Annotated in this window: 15 protein-coding genes; 1 reads left to right on the top strand and 14 read right to left on the bottom strand. The window is 62.9% G+C overall.

The window, feature by feature from the left end:
• Window positions 1–486: 486 nt before the first annotated feature.
• From aroB to CKO27_RS07195, 7 genes are all read right to left on the bottom strand, one after another.
• On the bottom strand, window positions 487–1,575 hold the full coding sequence (aroB, locus tag CKO27_RS07225) for a 3-dehydroquinate synthase (RefSeq protein ID WP_200374206.1): 1,089 nt from the start codon (window positions 1,573–1,575) through the stop codon (window positions 487–489).
• A 15-nt stretch (window positions 1,576–1,590) separates the two neighbouring features.
• Complete coding sequence (gene aroK / locus CKO27_RS07220; protein WP_200374205.1) at window positions 1,591–2,115, bottom strand: shikimate kinase AroK; 525 nt, start codon at window positions 2,113–2,115, stop codon at window positions 1,591–1,593.
• A 351-nt stretch (window positions 2,116–2,466) separates the two neighbouring features.
• Window positions 2,467–4,752, bottom strand: a complete 2,286-nt coding sequence (locus tag CKO27_RS07215; protein ID WP_420825819.1) for a type IV pilus secretin PilQ — start codon at window positions 4,750–4,752, stop codon at window positions 2,467–2,469.
• A 116-nt stretch (window positions 4,753–4,868) separates the two neighbouring features.
• Window positions 4,869–5,399 (bottom strand): pilus assembly protein PilP, encoded by a 531-nt coding sequence (locus CKO27_RS07210; protein ID WP_200374203.1) that lies wholly within the window; start codon window positions 5,397–5,399, stop codon window positions 4,869–4,871.
• On the bottom strand, window positions 5,396–6,010 hold the full coding sequence (locus tag CKO27_RS07205; protein ID WP_200374202.1) for a type IV pilus inner membrane component PilO: 615 nt from the start codon (window positions 6,008–6,010) through the stop codon (window positions 5,396–5,398). The genes CKO27_RS07210 and CKO27_RS07205 overlap by 4 nt, the downstream gene beginning before the upstream one ends.
• Before the next feature lie 46 nt (window positions 6,011–6,056).
• Window positions 6,057–6,674: a PilN domain-containing protein gene (locus CKO27_RS07200; protein ID WP_200374201.1), complete on the bottom strand. Its 618-nt coding sequence runs from the start codon at window positions 6,672–6,674 to the stop codon at window positions 6,057–6,059.
• Window positions 6,675–7,748, bottom strand: a complete 1,074-nt coding sequence (locus tag CKO27_RS07195) for a pilus assembly protein PilM (protein ID WP_200374200.1) — start codon at window positions 7,746–7,748, stop codon at window positions 6,675–6,677.
• 504 nt (window positions 7,749–8,252) lie between these two features.
• Between CKO27_RS07195 and CKO27_RS07190 the strand changes: the two genes are divergently transcribed.
• Entirely contained in the window at window positions 8,253–8,867 is a 615-nt protein-coding gene (locus tag CKO27_RS07190) for a hypothetical protein (RefSeq protein ID WP_200374199.1), read from the top strand.
• Here the strand turns inward: CKO27_RS07190 and CKO27_RS07185 are convergent.
• From CKO27_RS07185 to uvrD, 7 genes are all read right to left on the bottom strand, one after another.
• Window positions 8,864–10,159: a citrate synthase gene (locus tag CKO27_RS07185; protein ID WP_200374198.1), complete on the bottom strand. Its 1,296-nt coding sequence runs from the start codon at window positions 10,157–10,159 to the stop codon at window positions 8,864–8,866. The two genes, CKO27_RS07190 and CKO27_RS07185, sit on opposite strands and share 4 nt — an antisense overlap.
• A 202-nt stretch (window positions 10,160–10,361) precedes the next feature.
• Complete coding sequence (mdh, locus tag CKO27_RS07180) at window positions 10,362–11,294, bottom strand: malate dehydrogenase (protein ID WP_200374197.1); 933 nt, start codon at window positions 11,292–11,294, stop codon at window positions 10,362–10,364.
• 98 nt (window positions 11,295–11,392) lie between these two features.
• Entirely contained in the window at window positions 11,393–12,664 is a 1,272-nt protein-coding gene (locus CKO27_RS07175) for a malic enzyme-like NAD(P)-binding protein (protein ID WP_200374196.1), read from the bottom strand.
• A 374-nt stretch (window positions 12,665–13,038) separates the two neighbouring features.
• A complete protein-coding gene (gene rpmE / locus CKO27_RS07170; RefSeq protein WP_200374195.1) occupies window positions 13,039–13,239 on the bottom strand; it encodes a 50S ribosomal protein L31 in 201 nt (66 codons plus the stop codon).
• A gap of 106 nt (window positions 13,240–13,345) precedes the next feature.
• Window positions 13,346–14,581 carry a radical SAM family heme chaperone HemW gene (hemW, locus tag CKO27_RS07165; protein WP_200374194.1) on the bottom strand — a complete coding sequence of 412 codons (1,236 nt, stop codon included), beginning with the start codon at window positions 14,579–14,581 and terminating at the stop codon, window positions 13,346–13,348.
• A 25-nt stretch (window positions 14,582–14,606) separates the two neighbouring features.
• The gene (locus CKO27_RS07160) at window positions 14,607–15,812 is read right to left on the bottom strand and encodes a 30S ribosomal protein S1 (protein ID WP_200374193.1); all 1,206 of its coding nucleotides are present in this window, start codon (window positions 15,810–15,812) and stop codon (window positions 14,607–14,609) included.
• Between the two features lie 90 nt (window positions 15,813–15,902).
• Window positions 15,903–18,077 carry a DNA helicase II gene (uvrD, locus tag CKO27_RS07155; RefSeq protein WP_200374192.1) on the bottom strand — a complete coding sequence of 725 codons (2,175 nt, stop codon included), beginning with the start codon at window positions 18,075–18,077 and terminating at the stop codon, window positions 15,903–15,905.
• Window positions 18,078–18,196: the final 119 nt, after the last annotated feature.

The raw sequence follows: 18,196 nt of genomic DNA, 5'->3' as shown, positions 1-18,196 counted from the left end.
ATATCGACATTTCAATCCTGTGGTCCTAGATCCGGGTGTGTCTTGGCCGCCGGGTTCTCGGAGATACCGAAGGCGCTCGATCCAGGGTAAGTAGACTTCAGCGACCAGGTCCGAGCCGCGGCCGCACGGCATGGTTTCGGCGACAAGGCCCTGGGAAACCTGACCGGGTTGAAATCGCGAACCCCGAATCATAGCGCCGTTGCATTGGCCATGCCAGCACTCAGGCGATGGGGAATGAAGGATTTAGCCGAGAATTCAAGGCGAACCCATGGAGGCACGCACCAATCTGGTGCCCGCCGCCTTGCCGGAGGGCATGAATCGCGCCTGTCGAGGCCGCGCGAGCAGGCCCGCTTCCGTGGGAGCGGCTTCTAGCCGCGACGCGCGGCGGCGTTTCGGCTCAGTCGCCGGCGCGGGGTTCTTCGCGGCTACAAGCCGCTCCCACGGTCATGCGGTCGCTCGCCATCATCTTGAGCAAAGCCGCTGGTCTCATCGGGTCATGGGACCGGCCAGGGTCGCGAGGAGGTGATCCCGGTCGAAGTCGCTGGTAACGACCGCTTCGCCGAGTTGTTTGAGCAGGACAAGACGCAACTGACCGGCGATCACCTTCTTGTCAACCGCCATGAGTTCCAGCATCCGCTCCGGGGAGAGTTCCCCCGGTGGCTCGGTTGGCAGATTGGCGCTAGCGACCAGGCGGCGCACGCGCTCAACATCCGAGTCGCTGAGCCATCCGAGCCGAGCCGATAGATCGGCCGCCATACGGATACCCGTGCCGACGGCCTCGCCGTGCAGCCAGGCGCCATAGCCCATGCCAGTCTCGATCGCATGCCCGAAGGTGTGACCCAGATTCAGCAGGGCACGGCGACCGGACTCGAATTCGTCATCCGCGACGATCAGCGCCTTGATCTCGCACGAACGCTCGATCGCCTGGGCTAGGGCCTCCGGATCCCTGGAGACGAGTTCGGTCATGTGGGATTCGAGCCAGTCGAGAAAGGCCGGATCGCGGATGAATCCGTACTTCATGACCTCGGCGAGCCCCGCCGAGAGTTCGCGCTGGGGAAGCGTGACCAGCGTATCCGTGTCGGCGATGACCGCGCGCGGCTGGTGAAAGGCGCCGATCATGTTCTTGCCGGCCGGATGGTTGAGACCCGTCTTGCCGCCGACCGATGAGTCCACCTGCGCCAGCAGCGTGGTCGGCACCTGGATGAAGTCGACGCCGCGCTGGTAGCAGGCGGCGGCGAAGCCCGTCATATCGCCAACGACGCCACCACCCAGGGCGATCAGGGTAGCGTCGCGCGAGAATCGCTCCCGCAACAGGGCATCGAAAATCCGGTTCCAGACCTCCAGCGTCTTGTAGACCTCGCCGTCGGGCAGGACGACATCCCGGACCCGATAGTCCCCACCCAGGGTTTGGCGAACGGCTTCCAGATAGAGTGGCGCCACCGTTTCGTTGGTGACGATCATGAGTTGCGAGCCGCGAATGTGCGGACGATAGCGATCCGGATCGGTCAGCAGGCCGGAGCCGATATAAATCGGATAGCCGCGATCGCCAAGCTCGACGGTCAGTGTCCTTGCCATGTTGGATCCCGGGATTCAGATGTCTTCGGACTCGATGCGACGGCAGATCTCCTTGACCACCGAACTGGTGCCGCGTTTCTCGGTGGAGACCACCATGTCCGCCACCTGACGGTAGAGCGGCTCACGCTCGGCCATGATCTCGCGCAGACGATTGAGCGGATCCTCGGTGTCCAGCAGGGGGCGATTGCGATCGCGCGCGGTGCGCGCGAACTGTTGTTCCGGGCTGCAATGGAGATAGATGACGACACCGCGCGCGGACAGATCCTGGCGATTCTCCGGGCTCAGCACCGCGCCTCCGCCGGTTGCGAGCACGATGCGCTCCTCCGTCACCAGTTCCTCGATGACCTGGCGCTCACGGGCGCGAAAGCCGGCCTCGCCCTCGAATTCAAAGATCGTTGGGATGTCGACCCCCGTCCGGCGCTGGATCTCCTGATCGCTATCCTTGAAGGTATAGGAGAGTGCCTCGGACAGTTGTCGTCCAACCGTGCTTTTGCCGGCGCCCATTGGGCCGACGATAAATATGTTCTGTGCTCGCATCATGGCGAAAGGTATGCCAGATTTTGAGCGCTTGGGCAAGGCCAGTCGGCCCGGACCCTCGCGCGTTTGGCGGATTGAATCGGTGATGGGTAGCGGCTAGAACTTGACCCTGGATTCGGCGACTCGAACCGCAAGGGTGCGATGGACGCTAAATAGTACAAAGACTTGCCGGTCTACCCTGTGTCACCGCCTGGGGACGGATCGCCATCTCGGAACCTCGTGCCGGGATGGGATGCCTCCTGTGTGACAGCCTTTCCGCCTCGACGATCCCGTCCTTGGAAGGCGAAGTCAGAGGGTGGGAAGACTTCCGGCGAGACGCCCTTGCCGTTTTCCGGGGGCGTCTCGCCATGCCTGTCAGCGCTGAATGACGTCGGTTTTCAGAATCTTGGGCGTGACGAAAATCAGCAGCTCGGAATTGGTGTCCTGGCGGGCCTCCTGTTTGAACAGACGACCCAACACCGGAACGTCTCCTAGCCAGGGCACCTGTTCCTTGCTGAAGGTCTTTTCACGCTCGAAGACGCCGCCGAGCACCACCGTCTCGCCATTGTCGACCAGGACATTGGTCTTGACCGATCGGGTGTCGACCGGCGGAACACCCAGCACACTTTGAGAGTAGTTGGGGGCGTCCTTGTTGACCTCCAGATCCATGATGATGCGATCGTCGGGCGTGATCTGGGGCGTGACATCGAGCTGGAGCACCGCTTCCTTGAAGGAGACGGTGGCATTGCCTTCGCCCGTGGCCTCCTGGTAGGGAATCTCCTGACCAACCTTGATGGTCGCCTGATGTTTGTCGGACGTAATCACCCGCGGACTGGAAACGATCTCACCGCGGCCCTCGCGCTGCATGGCCGAGAGTTCCAACTGGATCAGATAGGAGCCTACCTTGCCGATCAGGAAATCAATCGATCCGGATGGGTTGAAGAGAGTGCTGGCGGGCAGGTTGGTGATAAGGGTGGCGTCGCCATCATCATCCGTCAGGGTCGAATTGTAGCGGGTTCCGGTATCGGTATTGAGTCCAAAGGGACCTGAATCATAGCCCCCGACCGCGTTGTTTCCGTCCTGGCCGCCACCAATTAGGAGCTCGTTGTCCTTGAAGGATCCCATGGAGCCGGAAACACCGAAGCGGACACCCAGGTCGCGTGCGAAACTGTTATTCGCGATGACGACTCGGGACTCGATCATGACTTGGCGAACCGGCACGTCGAGTAAACCGATGACTCGGCGGATTTCCTCAAGATTCGCCAAGGTGTCCTGCACGATCAGCGTGTTAGTACGATCATCGAAGGTAACCGAGCCACGAGGCGACATAACCCCCTGCACTCGGCCGGAACCAGCCGCACCGTCCGGTAGGCTGGGTGTCGAGCCAGAGCGGCCACTGGCTCCGGGCGATCGCGATGTGCTCGGCGTTATCGCTTTTACAGCACTGGCCAGGCTGATCGTTCCTTTCAGGACGGCGGCTATCTCCGATGCCTTGGCATAGTTGATCTGGATGAACTCGGTGCGAAGTGGGGCCAACTCCTCGATCTTTGCGTTGGACTCCATCTCAAGCTGTTCCTGAGCCGCGAGTTCCTGCGCGGGTGCCACCATGACGACGTTTCCGTTCTGGCGCATCGCCAAACCCTTTGTCTTGAGAATGATGTCCAGGGCCTGATCCCAGGGCACGTTCTTCAGACGCAGGGTGATGTTTCCCTGTACGCTGTCGCTGGCCACGAGATTCAGATCGGTGAAGTCGGCCAGCACCTGAAGAACCGCGCGCACCTCGATATCCTGGAAATTCAGCGAGAGTCGGTCGCCTTCATAAACGACCTTTTGCCTGGCGATATCTTCCTTCTCGGCCGGCGTCAAGGGCCGGAAATCGAGGGTGAACATTTCGTCGGTCTGGTAGGCCATGTAATCGAAATCCCCCTCGGTCTGGACCTCGATTTCCACGTTGCCTCCATTGGGCCGCGATTCGACGGCCGTCACCGGAGTGGCGAAATCGATCACGTCGAGTCGGCGGAACAGCCGCTGCGGCAGGGATGTCTCGTAGAGATCCACATAGACTCGGCTGGCCTGCTCGCGCACGGCCACCCGCGTATTGGAACTTGGCAGCCGGATCATGACCCGACCCTCGCCACTGGAGCCGCGACGAAAATCGATGTCACGCACGGCGGGTCCGGTCCCGGCGGCCCGGCGGGCCTGGGCTGGATAGCTCCAAGCGGGAGGCTCGGCCGCGCCGGCTTGTTGGGCGGCGGCCTGTGTCGGGGGAGCCTCGACCGGGGGCGGAGGCGGCGCGGGCGCTACAACGGCGGCCTTGCTCTGATTCGCCACCTTGATCGTCACCCGGTTACCGGAGGCGCTGACCTCGTAGGGAACCGGATCGGTGAGATTGAGCACCACGCGGGTCCGATCGCTGGCCTCGACGGCGACCAGGCTGTGAACCGCTCCGATTCCGATGGGCACCGATTTGCCTTCGAGCTGGCTGGTCACGCCCGGAAAATCCATGGCGATGCGAGCGGGGGACTCGGTGGCGAAGGTCTCGGGCGTGGAAACGGGTCCGGTCAGGTTCAACTGAATTTCGACCTGACCGCCAGGAAGCGCGGCGAACTGGACATTCTGTAGATCCGTGGCCCACGCCGGCATCACCAGGGCCAAGAGCATGGCGGTCCACCCCAGGCGTCCCGCGAATGCCAGGGCTTGGGTTTTCAGCCTGGGGCACGGCCTGGCCAGCCGGCCTCTTTGGTATGGGCTGTTCATCGCAGTCTTCCCTCCACGGATCATTGGGTCAGCGCAACCGTGGCCGCGCGTTCGCGCCATTGGCCAGGCGCATCGGAGACGATTTCAGTCAACTGGATCGCGTCTTGCCCGATCACGGTGATCCGGCCGTTATTCTGTCCCAGGTAGTTACCGACCTTGACGCGATGCAGAATCCCCTCCTTGGTCCGGATCAACCCCCAGCGAGCATTCTCAAGCTCAAGGGTTCCAACCATGCGAAGGGAATCCAGCGGATAGCTTTCAAGCTCTTCCTTCCGGCGCGTCTGGTCGGGAGCCAGCCCATTGTCGAGCGCGACCTCCTCATCCGGAGCCGTTTGAGCGTCCGGCATGAAGGGGTTACGCCGCTCGCCCGGCTCGTAGACAAAGGTGTCGACCGGCTGGATCTCGGGCAATGGCTCGATCGGACCTGGAGGCCGTGCCTTGACGGTCTGGACATAGGTCTCGAGATCTCCCATGTTGTCGCCGCCGCATCCGGCGAGTGCGAAGACGGGAAGGAGCCACGCGAGTTGCTGCATATTCCGACGACGTCTCATTGAGCCGTCTCCTCATCCAGATAGCGATAGGTCTTGACAGTCGCCTGGAGGGCCAGCTTCTCGTCCGCGGGCGCTTGTGTCGGCGACTTGCTACCGGCACCGACGATTTGCACGTCATGGATGGTCACGATGCGCGGCAGCGCGGCCAGCCCGCTGATGAAGCGACCGAAATCATGGTAGGTGCCATTCACCTTGATGCGGATGGGAAGTTCGGCGTAAAAATCCTTCCCGAGCTCGCTCTCGGGTTGGAAAAGCTCGAATTCCAGTCCATTCGCCAGCCCCGTCTGAGACACGTCGACGAGCAGGGAGGCGACCTCGGTCCGATTGGGCAACTGCCGCAGCATGGCGCCGAATGATTCCTTCATCTCCGCGAGCTGATTACGATAGGCTTCCAGATTCGCCGCTTTCTGCTGCTTCACCTCGAGGGTGGAGCGCAACTCCTGCTCGCTGGTCTGCTCGCGCGCGAGTCGGTCGCGCTGATCCTTGGTGTCGAGGTAATAGGTCAAGCCCCCGACCGCGAGACAGGCCAGCAGGATGGCGACCGCCTTAACCGGCGTCGGCCACTCACCGAAGCTGTTCAGATCGAGTTGGTTGAGTTCATTCAGGTCCATGAGCCGATCCCGTTCGGATTGCTTGGTGCCTCACCTTGGAGACAGGTTAGGTCTTGGCCTTGGCCTTAGGCGCTGGTTTGCGTGCCGCCGGTTTCGCGGACGCTTCCGCCTCGTTTTCCGCGCTTTGGCTGACCTGGTCGAAAGAGAGGCGGAAATGGCTGAGGCCGGTGCCTGTCTTGTCCTTGTTCTCGATTAACATCAGTCGGGGCTTACCGATCGCTTTAGAGCCCTCGATCCGACCCATGAAGGCCGAGACACGCGCATTCGACTGGGCTCGTCCCTCCAGCACGATGGATTTGCCGGTCTGCTCGAGCTTGGTCAGATAGACGCCCTCCGGTATGGCGGTCACCAGTTCATCGAACAGCCGCACGATCTCCGGACGACTCTTCTGGAGCCGCTGAATGATCTCCATGCGTGCCAGGAGGTCGGCTTTGGTTTTCTCCAGCTCCTGGATTTCCTTGATCTTGCGATCGAGACCGGCGATTTCGGTCTGGATGTATCGGTTCCTGGCCTGCTGGCCGCTGATCCGGTCCTCGAAGTAGAAATGCGTCAGCACCGCGAACGCGAGAGCCACGCCCAGCGCGATTCCCCCGGCGACCAGAAAATCCTGCTTGCGTTGCTGGCGCGCGGCTTCGCGCCAGGGGAGTAGGTTGATGCGCGCCATCTAATCGAACCCTCGCAGGGCAAGGCCGACCGCGACCATCATCGCGGGAGCCTCGCGCATGAGTTGCTGGGACTTGATGTCCGGTGAGAGCGACATCTGGTCGAACGGATTGGCGACCATGGTGGGGATCTTCAGCCGGTCCTCCACGAGTGCGTCGATCCTTGGAATGCTCGCGGGGCCTCCGGCCAGGAGGATCTGATCGACCTTGTTGAAGGTCGTGCCCGAGTAGAAGAACTGGAGCGCCCGACCGATCTGCTGGGCCAGGGCTTCCTTGAAAGGATTCAGGACGTCGATTTCGTAATTTTCCGCGACGTCGCCATCGAGTATCTGCTGTGTCGCCTGCTCGCTCGTCAGGCTATAGCGGCGCTGAACCTCTTCCTTCAGTTGCCGACCCCCGAAATTCTGCTCGCGGGTATAAATGATCTGGCCCTTGTTCAGAACGTGGAGCGTTGTCGTCGAGGCGCCCACGTCCACCACGGCGGTGATCTGGGTGGTCCGTTCGTCCGGCTTTCCACGCTGCAGGAGCGAGCAGGCGTTCTCCATGGCGTAGGCTTCCACGTCGACCACGATGGCCTCCAGGCCGGCGATATCGAGGGCGCTCACACGGTCATCCACGTTCTCCCGCCGCGAGGCCGCCAGCAGTACATCGACCAGCTCCGGACTGTTCTGGGACGGGCCGATGACGTTGAAGTCGAGATTGACTTCCTCCAACGGGTAGGGGATGTACTGATCGGCCTCGAGCTGGATCTGGTTCTCCATCTCGGCATCCGTGAGGTTCGCCGGTAGCGTGATCACCTTGGTGATGACCGCCGACCCCGCCACCGCGATGGCGACTCGCTTGTTCTTGGTTCCCGCCTTGCTCAAGGCCTTGCGGATGCACAGACCCACCGCCTCCGGTTCGGCGATCTTCTTTTCCACGACGGCGTTCGCCGGAAGAGGCTCGATCGCATAGTGCTCGACGCGAAAATGCGTCGCCTGCGATCCCAATGTCCGGGAGAGTTCGACCAGCTTGATGGCCGTCGAGCTGATATCGATGCCCAACAGGGGGCTATTCTTGCGAGTGAGACCAAACATAGTTATCTCGCTGGGCCGTACCCGTCGCGGAGTAAGTGATCTGGATTCGCGTGCCGGCCTCGAAAGATACCAAAGATTGCCGATGGCGTAAGGAACATGATGCGGTAGCCTCCATTCTGCGTGCCAGGCATTGGTCTCCGCGGAGTCGGTCGAGCGAGACGGCGGAGACGATCGCGGTCGTGGGGTGCGGGGATTGGCGCGGCCGTTGCTGGCTCGGTAGACTAGGGATCATGGGTTCGCTTCCCTGATTCAATTCCTCGATCTCCATGTGATCCCTTTCGCCCTAACACCCTAGGGTATAACGGCTAGGAAAAGCTGCGATCCATTATAGCCACATCGACGAGGTGTCGTGCTAGTCCCGCGATGAGTCTGGAATCCCGGAAGCGGTCTCCGTCGTTACATTCAGGGCCTCGGCCATCGGAAGGCCGGCGGGTCGGATGCCCTGGTCCATTCGTGATCGTCATGGGGCCGTGAACGAACATCGACAGCGGAGGAAATCTTCAGATGTCTGGGCGCGACCGTTCGAGTGTGATGAAGGAACGCCTGGCTTACGAGGCCGCCCGGATCATGGTCGAGCAGGCGTTGCCCGATTTCGAGTCGGCGCGGCGTAAGGCGGCCGAGCGGACCGGCGTCCTCGACCGGCGACACTGGCCATCCAACGAAGTGATCCGGGACGCGGTGCTGACGCAGCGCCGGCTGTTCCTGGGATCGGCCCAGGCGCGCGAAAGTCAGACGCTCCGGCGCGAGGCCGTCCAGGCGATGCGGATGTTCGAGGATTTCCACCCCCGGCTGATCGGCTCGGTCCTGATGGGAGTGGGCGATCGGCACGGCGGCGTCGAGCTGTTTCTATTCGCCGATCGCCCCGAGGATGTGCTCTTCGTCTTGGCCGAGAAGCGGATTCCCTGGCGGGAAGCCGAGCGTGCTCTGCGCTATTCCGGCGGCCAGCGCGGCACTCACCCGGCATTTCGTTTCATGGCCGGCGAGACGCCATTCGAACTCATCGTACTGCCGGCGCGCGCGCGCCGGCATCCGCCCCTGGATCCCATCACTGACAGACCGCGACTGGGCGCCGACCTCGCGGAGGTGGAGCGGATGCTCTCGGAAGCGGATCCCGGCTAGCGTTTCGAGATCGGCAGATAGTCGCGCTGGCTCGGTCCGCGGTAGATCTGTCTGGGCCGGCCGATGCGGTTGTTGGAATCCGACATCATCTCCATCCAGTGCGAGACCCAGCCCACCGTGCGTGCGACCGCGAACATCACGGTGAACATATTGCGCGGAATCCCGAGTGCCTGATAGATGATGCCGGAATAGAAGTCCACGTTCGGGTACAGCTTACGCTCGACGAAATACTCGTCGCTCAGCGCGATTGCCTCCAGTTCCATCGCCAACTCGAACAGCGGATTATTGGCGTCGGCCAGCTCTTCCAGAACCTGATGACAGACCTCGCGGATGATCTTGGCGCGCGGATCGTAATTCTTGTAGACCCGGTGCCCGAAGCCCATCAGACGGAATGGGTCGTCCTTGTCCTTGGCCTTTTCGATGTAACGCTGGACATTCTTGACATCGCCGATCTCCAGCAGCATGTCCAGCACCGCCTCGTTGGCGCCGCCGTGCGCGGGGCCCCACAGCGAGGCGATGCCGGCCGCGACGCAGGCGAAGGGATTCGCCCCCGAGCTGGCCGCCAGGCGCACCGTCGAGGTACTGGCGTTCTGCTCGTGATCCGCGTGAAGGATGAAGAGGAGATTCATCGCCTTCTCGGCGATCAAGCCCGGCTTGTAAGCCTCGCAGGGCGTGGCGAACATCATCTGGAGAAAATTGGCGCAGTAACGCAGGTCGTTGCGCGGGTACATGATGGGCTCGCCAACGCTGTGCTTATAGGCCGCGGCGGCGATGGTCGGCAGCTTGGCGATCAGGCGGTGGGCCGAGATCTCGCGGTGTCTCGGATCATTGACGCTCAATGAGTCGTGATAGAAGGCCGACAGGGAGCCGACGACACCGACCAATATCGACATCGGGTGGGCGTCGTAGTGGAACCCGTCGAGAAAATTCTTCAGGTTCTCGTTGAGCATGGTGTGATGCATGATCATCTTCTCGAAGCTGACCAGGGCTTTCTCGTCGGGCAGATCGCCGTAGAGCAGCAGGTAGGCGACCTCGAGAAAACTCGCCTTGGTGGCCAATTGATCGATCGGATAGCCGCGATAGAGAAGCACCCCCTCCTCGCCGTCGATGAAGGTGATGCTGCTGTTGCAACTGGCCGTCGACATGAAGCCCGGATCGTAGGTAAAGAAACCGGCTTCCTTATACAGCGACGAGATATCCACGGCGGCCGGCCCCAGGGTGCCTTGCCGAAGCGGGAAATCGTGCCTCTCGCCGGTGGCGTTGTTGATGACGGTGATGGTTTCGTTCGTCATAAGCTCGCTCCTGGCCAATCCGTTCAACGGATGTCACCCCCTCGTCGAACGGTGCCTGTTGATGATCGAGTCGGGGATTATGTTCGTAAGACGGCGATAAAGCGAAAACTCGCCATCCTGGCCCGGCTATCGCGCGGGATAGGGCCGGCGTACTCCGAACGCCGCTGGCCCTGACGATCTGGATCGACGCCTGTCCGGCGCCCTAGTGGATATCCGTCAAACGCTCGATCTCCGCGCGCACGGCGACGACGGATTGGTCGAAATCCGCCCGTTCTCGCGCGTTGAGATCGAGTTCGACGATCGATTTGATGCCCTGTTCGCCAAGTACGCAGGGGACGCCCATGGCGATATCGGTCTCGCCGTATTCGCCATCGAGCAAGGCCACGCAGGGTAGCAGCCGTCCGCGGTCGTTGACGATCGCATCCACCATGGTGGCGACGGCCGCGCCTGGGGCGTCATAGGCGCTGGAGTTCTTGCGCAGGGCGAGGATTTCCGCGCCTCCCGTGCGGGTTCGCTCGTTGATCGCCTCGATGCGTTCTTCCGACAGAAAATGGGAAATGGGGATGCCGTTGATCGTGCAGAATCGCGGGACCGGAACCATGGTATCGCCGTGACCGCCCAGCACCATGGTCGTGATGTCCAGGGCGGAGAAGCCCGTTTCCTGGGCGATGAAGGCCGCCATGCGGGAGGCATCCAGAACGCCGGCCTGTCCGAACACGCGCCCGCGCGGCCAGCCGGTGCGTCGAGCGGCGCGATAGGTCAGGGTATCGACCGGATTGGAGACCATCAGGATCATGGCCTCCGGCGCGAAGGCCAGGATGTGATCGGTGACCTCGTCGATGATGCGGACATTGCTCTCCAGGACGTCCGCGCGCGACATCCCCGGTTTGCGGGGAAAGCCGGCCGTGATGATCACCAGTTCGGAATCGCGCAGGATCTCGGGATCGTTGCCGCCGCGCACCAGGCAGTCGAACTTGAAAAAAGGCGCGGCCTGGAGGATATCCAGCGCGACGCCGTCCGGCACGTCCTCGCGCACGTCGAACAGGGCGATTTCCCGGCAATACTCCTCTTCGGCGAGAATCTGGGCCGTGGTTTCGCCGACCCGGCCCGCGCCTACGATGCTGATCTTCTTCACGTCTCCACTCCTCCGGTCAAGGATGGTTGGTTCCGTCGGAAACCCACGGCATCGAGAAGTGATTGCGAGGACAGTCGTCTATCCGAGCCTCCGGTCGATCATATGGCCCGCCCAGTGGACTCCGAAATCCTGGCAACCCCGCTCGCTATGGCGGCCCGAGCGACGGCGCTCGGAACGCGCTCGCGAAGCCGAGGATCGAATGGCTTCGGAATGATGTAATCAGGACCGAACCGCAAGTCCTTCAGTCCGTAAATCTCCAGTACTTCCGATGGGATGGGCTCGTGCGCGAGGGTACGCAAGGCCTCGACGGCGGCGACTTGCATCTCTTCGTTGATGCGCGAGGCCCGGACGTCCAGGGCGCCCCGAAAGATGAAAGGGAAACCAAGCACATTGTTGACCTGATTAGGATAATCCGAGCGTCCGGTCGCCATGATCAAGTCATCACGGATCTCCATCGCCAGCGACGGACGGATCTCGGGAACCGGATTGGAGAGGGCGAACACAACCGGGCGAGGCGCCATGGCGGCCAGCATGCCCGGTGCGACCAGATCCGGACCCGACACCCCAATGAAGACATCGGCCCCTTCCATGGCTTGCGCGAGGGTGCGTCTTGGCGTGTCGGCGGCGACGCCGAACTTGTAGGGATTCAGGTCTTTCCGGCCGAGATGGATGATGCCCTGACGATCGACGCAGAGGATATTGTCGCGATGCGCCCCCAAGGTCATCAGCAGGCGGATCCCGGCGATGCCGGCGGCCCCGGCGCCGAGGACCACGATGCGCGATTCGGCCAGCGTCTTGCCTTGCAGCTCAAGGGCATTGAGAAGACCTGCCGCGATGATGATCGCGGTGCCGTGCTGATCGTCATGAAAGACCGGGATGTCGAGCTGCTCGATCAGCGCCTGTTCGATCTCGAAGCAGTGAGGCGCCGCGATGTCTTCCAGGTTGATGCCGCCGAAGGTCGGCGCGATCCGCGCGACGGTCTCGATGAACTCCTGCGGAGTCTTGGCCTGAACCTCGATGTCGAAGCAGTCGATATCGGCGAAGCGCTTGAAGAGGACCGCCTTGCCTTCCATGACCGGCTTTCCGGCGAGCCCGCCGACATTGCCCAGTCCGAGCACGGCGGTGCCGTCCGTGATGACCGCCACCAGGTTGCCCTTGTTGGTGTACTCGTAGGCCAGTTGGGGATCGGCGTGGATCCGGCGGACCGGCTCGGCGACGCCGGGGGTATAGGCCAGCGAAAGGTCATGCTGGGTTTCCGCCGGCTTGGTGAGCTGGATGCCGATCTTTCCAGGCTGCGGATGCGCGTGATAATCCAGCGCCTGGCGGTTCAGGTCGGCATCCGGGTGGGCAAGGCTCTCGGGATCGGTCACTGTGGTCTCCGCGTCAGGATGGGGCCGACCGGGGCCGACCAATCGGCCGCCGTTTCGGCGTGGCGCGCCCGACCGTGACGACCTTCCGGAGCAACATCGAGGCGGCGGCGCGGGGGATGGCGTACTGGCGAGGGTCAGCCGCCACCATCGACTCAGCGTAAGCTGACGAGTCAAATGATCGCGATGCCTTCGCGAGGCAAGCGCGGAACGAAATCGGTCCAGGATATAGACTGGCTCGATGGGTGAACCTGGCCGGGGCTTAGGGCGACCAGGTCAGCGGCTCGGGATGGTTCATCCGGAGCCGTTTCAAGGATCGCCGGAGACTATGGGCCCGTGCGTCCGGATCGAACTCGATTCCGCGGCTCGCCCCGGCGTCAGCGTGCATACCTGCGACGGAATTTGTCCACGCGGCCGCCCGTGTCGAGAACCTTCTGCTTGCCCGTGTAGAAAGGATGGCAGGCGGCGCAGACTTCCACATGCATATCGCTTCCCTTCGTGGAGCGGGTCGTGAACTCGTTGCCGCAGCTACAGACCACCTTCACTTCATTGTAATTGGGGTGGATGCCTTCTTTCATGATGACCCTTTGGCCCACTCGGGCGTTGAAAATCTTGGAAAACGCGCGAGGATACCAGCTTGGTCGCCAGGTTGCAACGCGGATTGACTTCTGTACCGACCATGCGTCATGGCCTGTCAGGGCTTTCGCGCGCGAGCGGAAGGAAGCGTGCGATCAGATCATCGAGGAAATCCTGTCCCAGCGGAGTGGGTTTTACGACGTCCTCGGTGAGTATCAATAAACCATCCTCGACCGCGGCTTCCAGGTAAGGCGCGATTCTGGACCAGGGGAGCCCCGTTGTCGCGGTGAAGAGCGCCGGCTCGAAGCCATCGGTGAGACGCAGCGCGTTCAAGGCCAGCTCAAGGATGGTATCCGAGGCGCTCAACGCCTGTCGCGAGCCGATCGGGGCCTTGGGATCCGCGCCCAGATAAACCTTGGGATCCGACGGCTTCTCGGAGCGCCAGATCCGCCATGGCGCCCCCTCGGTACCCCTCTGGGTCAGCTTGCCGTGCGCCCCGGCCCCGAGGCCCAGATAGTCGCCAAAGCGCCAGTAGTTGAGATTATGACGGCACTGTCTGTCCGCTTGCGCGTAGGCCGAGACCTCATAGCGACCATAGCCGGCCGCTTCCAGACGCTCCGCGCCCGCGAACCCCATGTCGGCGGTCAGATCCACGTCCGGGCGCTCGGGCGGTTGGGCATGGAAGAGGGTATTGGGCTCCAGCGTCAATTGGTAGTAAGAGATGTGCTCCGGCGCCAGCGCGATCAGCGCCTCGAGATCCGCCCTGGCCGCCTCCAGGGTTTGTCCGGGAAGGGCGAACATCAGGTCCAGATTGATGTTGTCAAAACCCAGCTCGCGGGCGATCCGAAGCGCGGCCCGCGCCTCGTCCGGGCCATGAATACGACCCAGCCACTCCAGGCTGTCCGCCGATAGGCTTTGCACGCCGATGGACAGCCGGTTCACTCCGGCCTCCCGATAAGCGGCGAAGTGACGGCTGTCCACCGTCCCTGGATTGGCCTCCAGGGTGATCTCGGCCTGCGGATGCAGCTCGACCCTGGCTCTTACCCCATCGAGCAGACGGCGGATGGCCGCGCCCGGAAAGAGGCTCGGGGTTCCGCCGCCGATGAAGATGGATCGCAGCGGACGTCTGGCGGCCGGCGAGCGGAGTTCCATCTCCAGATCCGCCAGAAGCTGGGTGACATAAGGCTCGAACGGCGGCGCGCCGGCCCCAGCGTGCGAATTGAAGTCGCAGTAGGGACACTTGCGCGCGCACCAGGGGGTATGGATGTAGAGCGTCAGCGGCGGCAGGGGTGCCGGTTCCCTGCTTATGCTCGACGCTCCAGGCGATTCGCTGGCATGCCTCATCCGTCGTTGATCAAGGAAGTCTCGTTCAACGTCCCTTCCGCAGGCTCTCCTGCAACAGCGCGCCGAAGCTGCCCATGGTCGGCTCGGCGGCCGGCTGGGGCGCGGCGCTGGCGGCGCTTGGGGTGGCGGCATCCACCTGGCGGTTCTGGTCGAGCGAGAGGCTGATCCGGTGGCGTTCATGATCGACGCCCAGGACGGTCGCCTCGACGCTGTCGCCCAGATTGAGGATATCGCTCGGATGATTGATGCGTCGATCCGCTCCCAGCTCGCTGATATGCGCCAGTCCGTCCACGCCGGGAGCAAGTTCGATGAAGGCGCCGAAGGGCTGGAGTCGCGCGACCCGGCCGGTGACGCGCGTGCCGGGCGGAAACTGTTCGATCGCGTCCAGCCAGGGATCGCGGCTCAGGGCGCGGATCGAGAGCGCGATCTTCTCGCGCTTTTTCGGATCGGTGGCGGGCTCGATCCGCAGCACGCTAACCTCGACCTGCTGGCCGACCTGCAACACTTCGCTGGGATGCTTGATATGTCCGAAGGCGAGCTGACTGATATGGATCATGCCCTCCAGACCGCCGAGATCCACGAAGGCGCCGTAATCCTTGAGCGAGGAGACCGTGCCGCTGAGGACGACGCCCTCCTTGAGCTGGGCGCGAGTCTCCTCGGCCTTGATTCGCTGTTCCTCTTCCAGCAGGGCGCGGCGCGAGACCACCAGATTGGGCCGGCGTCCACCCTCGAACTTGGTGATGCGAAAATCCAGCCGCTGACCGACGAACTCGGCCAGATCCTCGATGAAGCGGATATCGATCTGGGAGGCCGGGCAAAAGGCGCGCAGTCCGGCGATCTGAACCTCCACCCCGCCCTTGACGGCCGAGGTGACCTGACCCTGAACCGGCAGCCCCTGCCGATAGGCGCGCTCGGCCTCGTCGACGCCATGGTATTTATGCCCATGCTGACTGCCGAGCAGCAGCATGCCGCTCTCCTCGTCCTTGCCGGTCACATGGGTCTCGATCGAGTCGCCGACGGCGTATTTGAACTGACCCTCGGCGTCCCTGAGCGCCGCCAGATCCAGTCGGCCCTCCGCCTTCGCGCCCAGATCGACGAAGGCGAATTCCTCGCCGATCGCGATCAGGGTGCCCGTAACCTTGTAGCCCGCAGCGGGTTCGCCTTTCCGGGTCTGGGGGTGGGCCTGATCGAACTGTTTGAGAAGGTCTTCGAAACTATCGGAATCGGACATGGGTAGGTCGCGGACGCAGAGTTAATGAACCGACCTATTGTAGGTCGGAATGGCCGCCTGCCCCAATCAGGTTTGGCGGTCTCGGGCCGATCAACCCGTCGGCTCAAGGCGAGCATAGGCCAAGACCAGCCACTTGGTGCCGACATCCTGGAAATTGACCTGGATGCGGGCCTGGGGGCCGCTACCCTCGCTGTTGAGTACCAGGCCCTCGCCGAATTTGGGATGACGCACCCGCTGGCCGAGTCGAAAGCCCTCGGGCGCCTTGGCGGCTGAAAAGCCCGAGTGGACAGGGGGCGGATGGCGCGCCGGCCGGGCGACCCCGCCGCCACGGACCTCCTCGATCAGATTGGGCGGGATCTCCCGGATGAAGCGCGAGGGGGCCGGATACTCCTCGCGTCCGTAGAGCCGCCGGCTCTCGGCGTGCGTGACATAGAGCTGTTGCATGGCGCGCGTCATGCCGACGTAGCAGAGTCGGCGTTCCTCCTCCAGCCGCTCCGCGTCCTCGGCGGACAGACTGTGCGGAAAGAGCCCTTCCTCCAGACCGACCAGGAAGACGATGGGGAATTCCAGACCCTTGGCGCTGTGCAGGGTCATGAGCTGGACGCTGTCCTCGAACTGATCGGCCTGGGTCTCGCCCGCCTCCAGCGCGGCATGGGCGAGGAAGGCGCTCAGCGCATCGCCTTCCTCGTCCTCCAGTTCCTGCTGAAAACGCGCGACCGTCGCCACCAACTGCTCCAAGTTCTCGATCCGGTCCTGGCCCTTGCCGTCCTTGCTTTTTTTGTAGTGCTCAATCAGACCGGCCGCCTCGATCAGGCGGTTGCTGGTATCGGCCAGCTCGAATCCGGCGGTCGACAGCCGCTGGCCTTCGATCAGGTCGAGAAAACCGCGCACCGCGGCGTTCGCCCGCGGCCCGAGACCTCCTGCCGTGCCCAGATCCTCGGCCGCCCGCCAGAGCGAGACGCGCGACTCCCGGGCCTGCTGGCGCATCAGCTCCAGCGTCCGCTCGCCGATGCCGCGCGTTGGCGTATTCACCACCCGCTCGAAGGCGGCATCGTCGTCGGAATTGGCCAGGAGGCGCAGATAGGCGAGGGCATCGCGCACCTCGGCACGCTCGAAGAAACGCAGTCCGCCATAGACCCGATAGGGGATCTTGGCCTGGAACAGGGACTCCTCGAACAGCCGCGACTGGGCCGAGGTGCGGTAAAGGATGGCGCACTCGTCGCGCCGATAGCCTTCGGCCTGGGTGAAACGGCGGATGCGTTCGACGACGAAGCGTGCCTCGTCGACCTCGTTGAAGGCGCTGTAGCGTCGGATCGGTTCGCCCTCGGCGTCCTCGGTCCAGAGGTTCTTGCCGAGACGGGTCGGATTGTTGGCGATCAGCGCATTGGCGGCGGCGAGGATGTTTCCGGTCGAACGATAGTTCTGCTCCAGCCGAACGATGCGCGTATTGGGATAGTCCTGCTGGAAGGACTGGATGTTCTCGACCCGCGCCCCGCGCCAGCCGTAGATGGACTGATCGTCGTCGCCGACCGCGAAGAGGTTGTCGTTGTTGCCGGCCAGCAGGCGCAGCCAGGCGTACTGGATGGCGTTGGTGTCCTGGAACTCGTCGACCAGGATGTGACGGAAGCGTTGCTGGTAGTGATGCAGGATGTCCGGGCGCTCGCGGAGCACCTCCAGGGCGCGCAGCAGCAGGTCCGCGAAATCCAGCAGACCGGAGCGGATCCGCGTTGCCTCGTACTCGCGATAGACGGCGACCATCTTCTCCATGAAGAAATCACCGGCGCTGTCCAGGTGCTCCGGCCGCAATCCCTCGTCCTTCTGCTTGTTGATGAAGCTCTGGACCTGACGCGGCGGCCAGCGGGATTCGTCCAGTTGCATCGCCTTCAGAATGCGCTTGATCAGCCGGGACTGATCGTCCGAATCCAGGATCTGGAAGTGCTGGGGCAAGCCGGCGTCCTGCCAGTGGGCGCGCAGGAAGCGATGGGCGAGTCCGTGAAAGGTGCCTACCCACATGCCGCCGACGGGAGTGCCGAGGAGTTCCTCGATGCGCCCGCGCATTTCGCGCGCCGCCTTGTTGGTGAAGGTCACCGCCAGAAGGCTCCAGGGCGGCACCTGTTCGACTTGCAGCAGCCAGGCGATGCGATGAACCAGCACGCGCGTCTTGCCGGATCCGGCGCCGGCCAGGATCAGCAGGGAACCGGGCGCGGCCGAAACGGCCTGGCGTTGCGGCTCATTCAGTGAATCGAGAAGGTGGGATACGTCCATCGGAGGATTCTAGCAACCTCCGCCCAGTGGCCCTAACCCCATTCCCTGCCGATCCCATCCGTGGACGGATAAGCCTTGTCTCCCGAGGATGTCCGGCTTGATGGATTAAAATCCATTAA

The organism is Thiocystis violacea (assembly GCF_016583575.1).
GTDB classification, from domain to species: Bacteria; Pseudomonadota; Gammaproteobacteria; order Chromatiales; family Chromatiaceae; genus Thiocystis; species Thiocystis violacea.
This window is presented reverse-complemented; position numbering and strand designations above follow the sequence as displayed.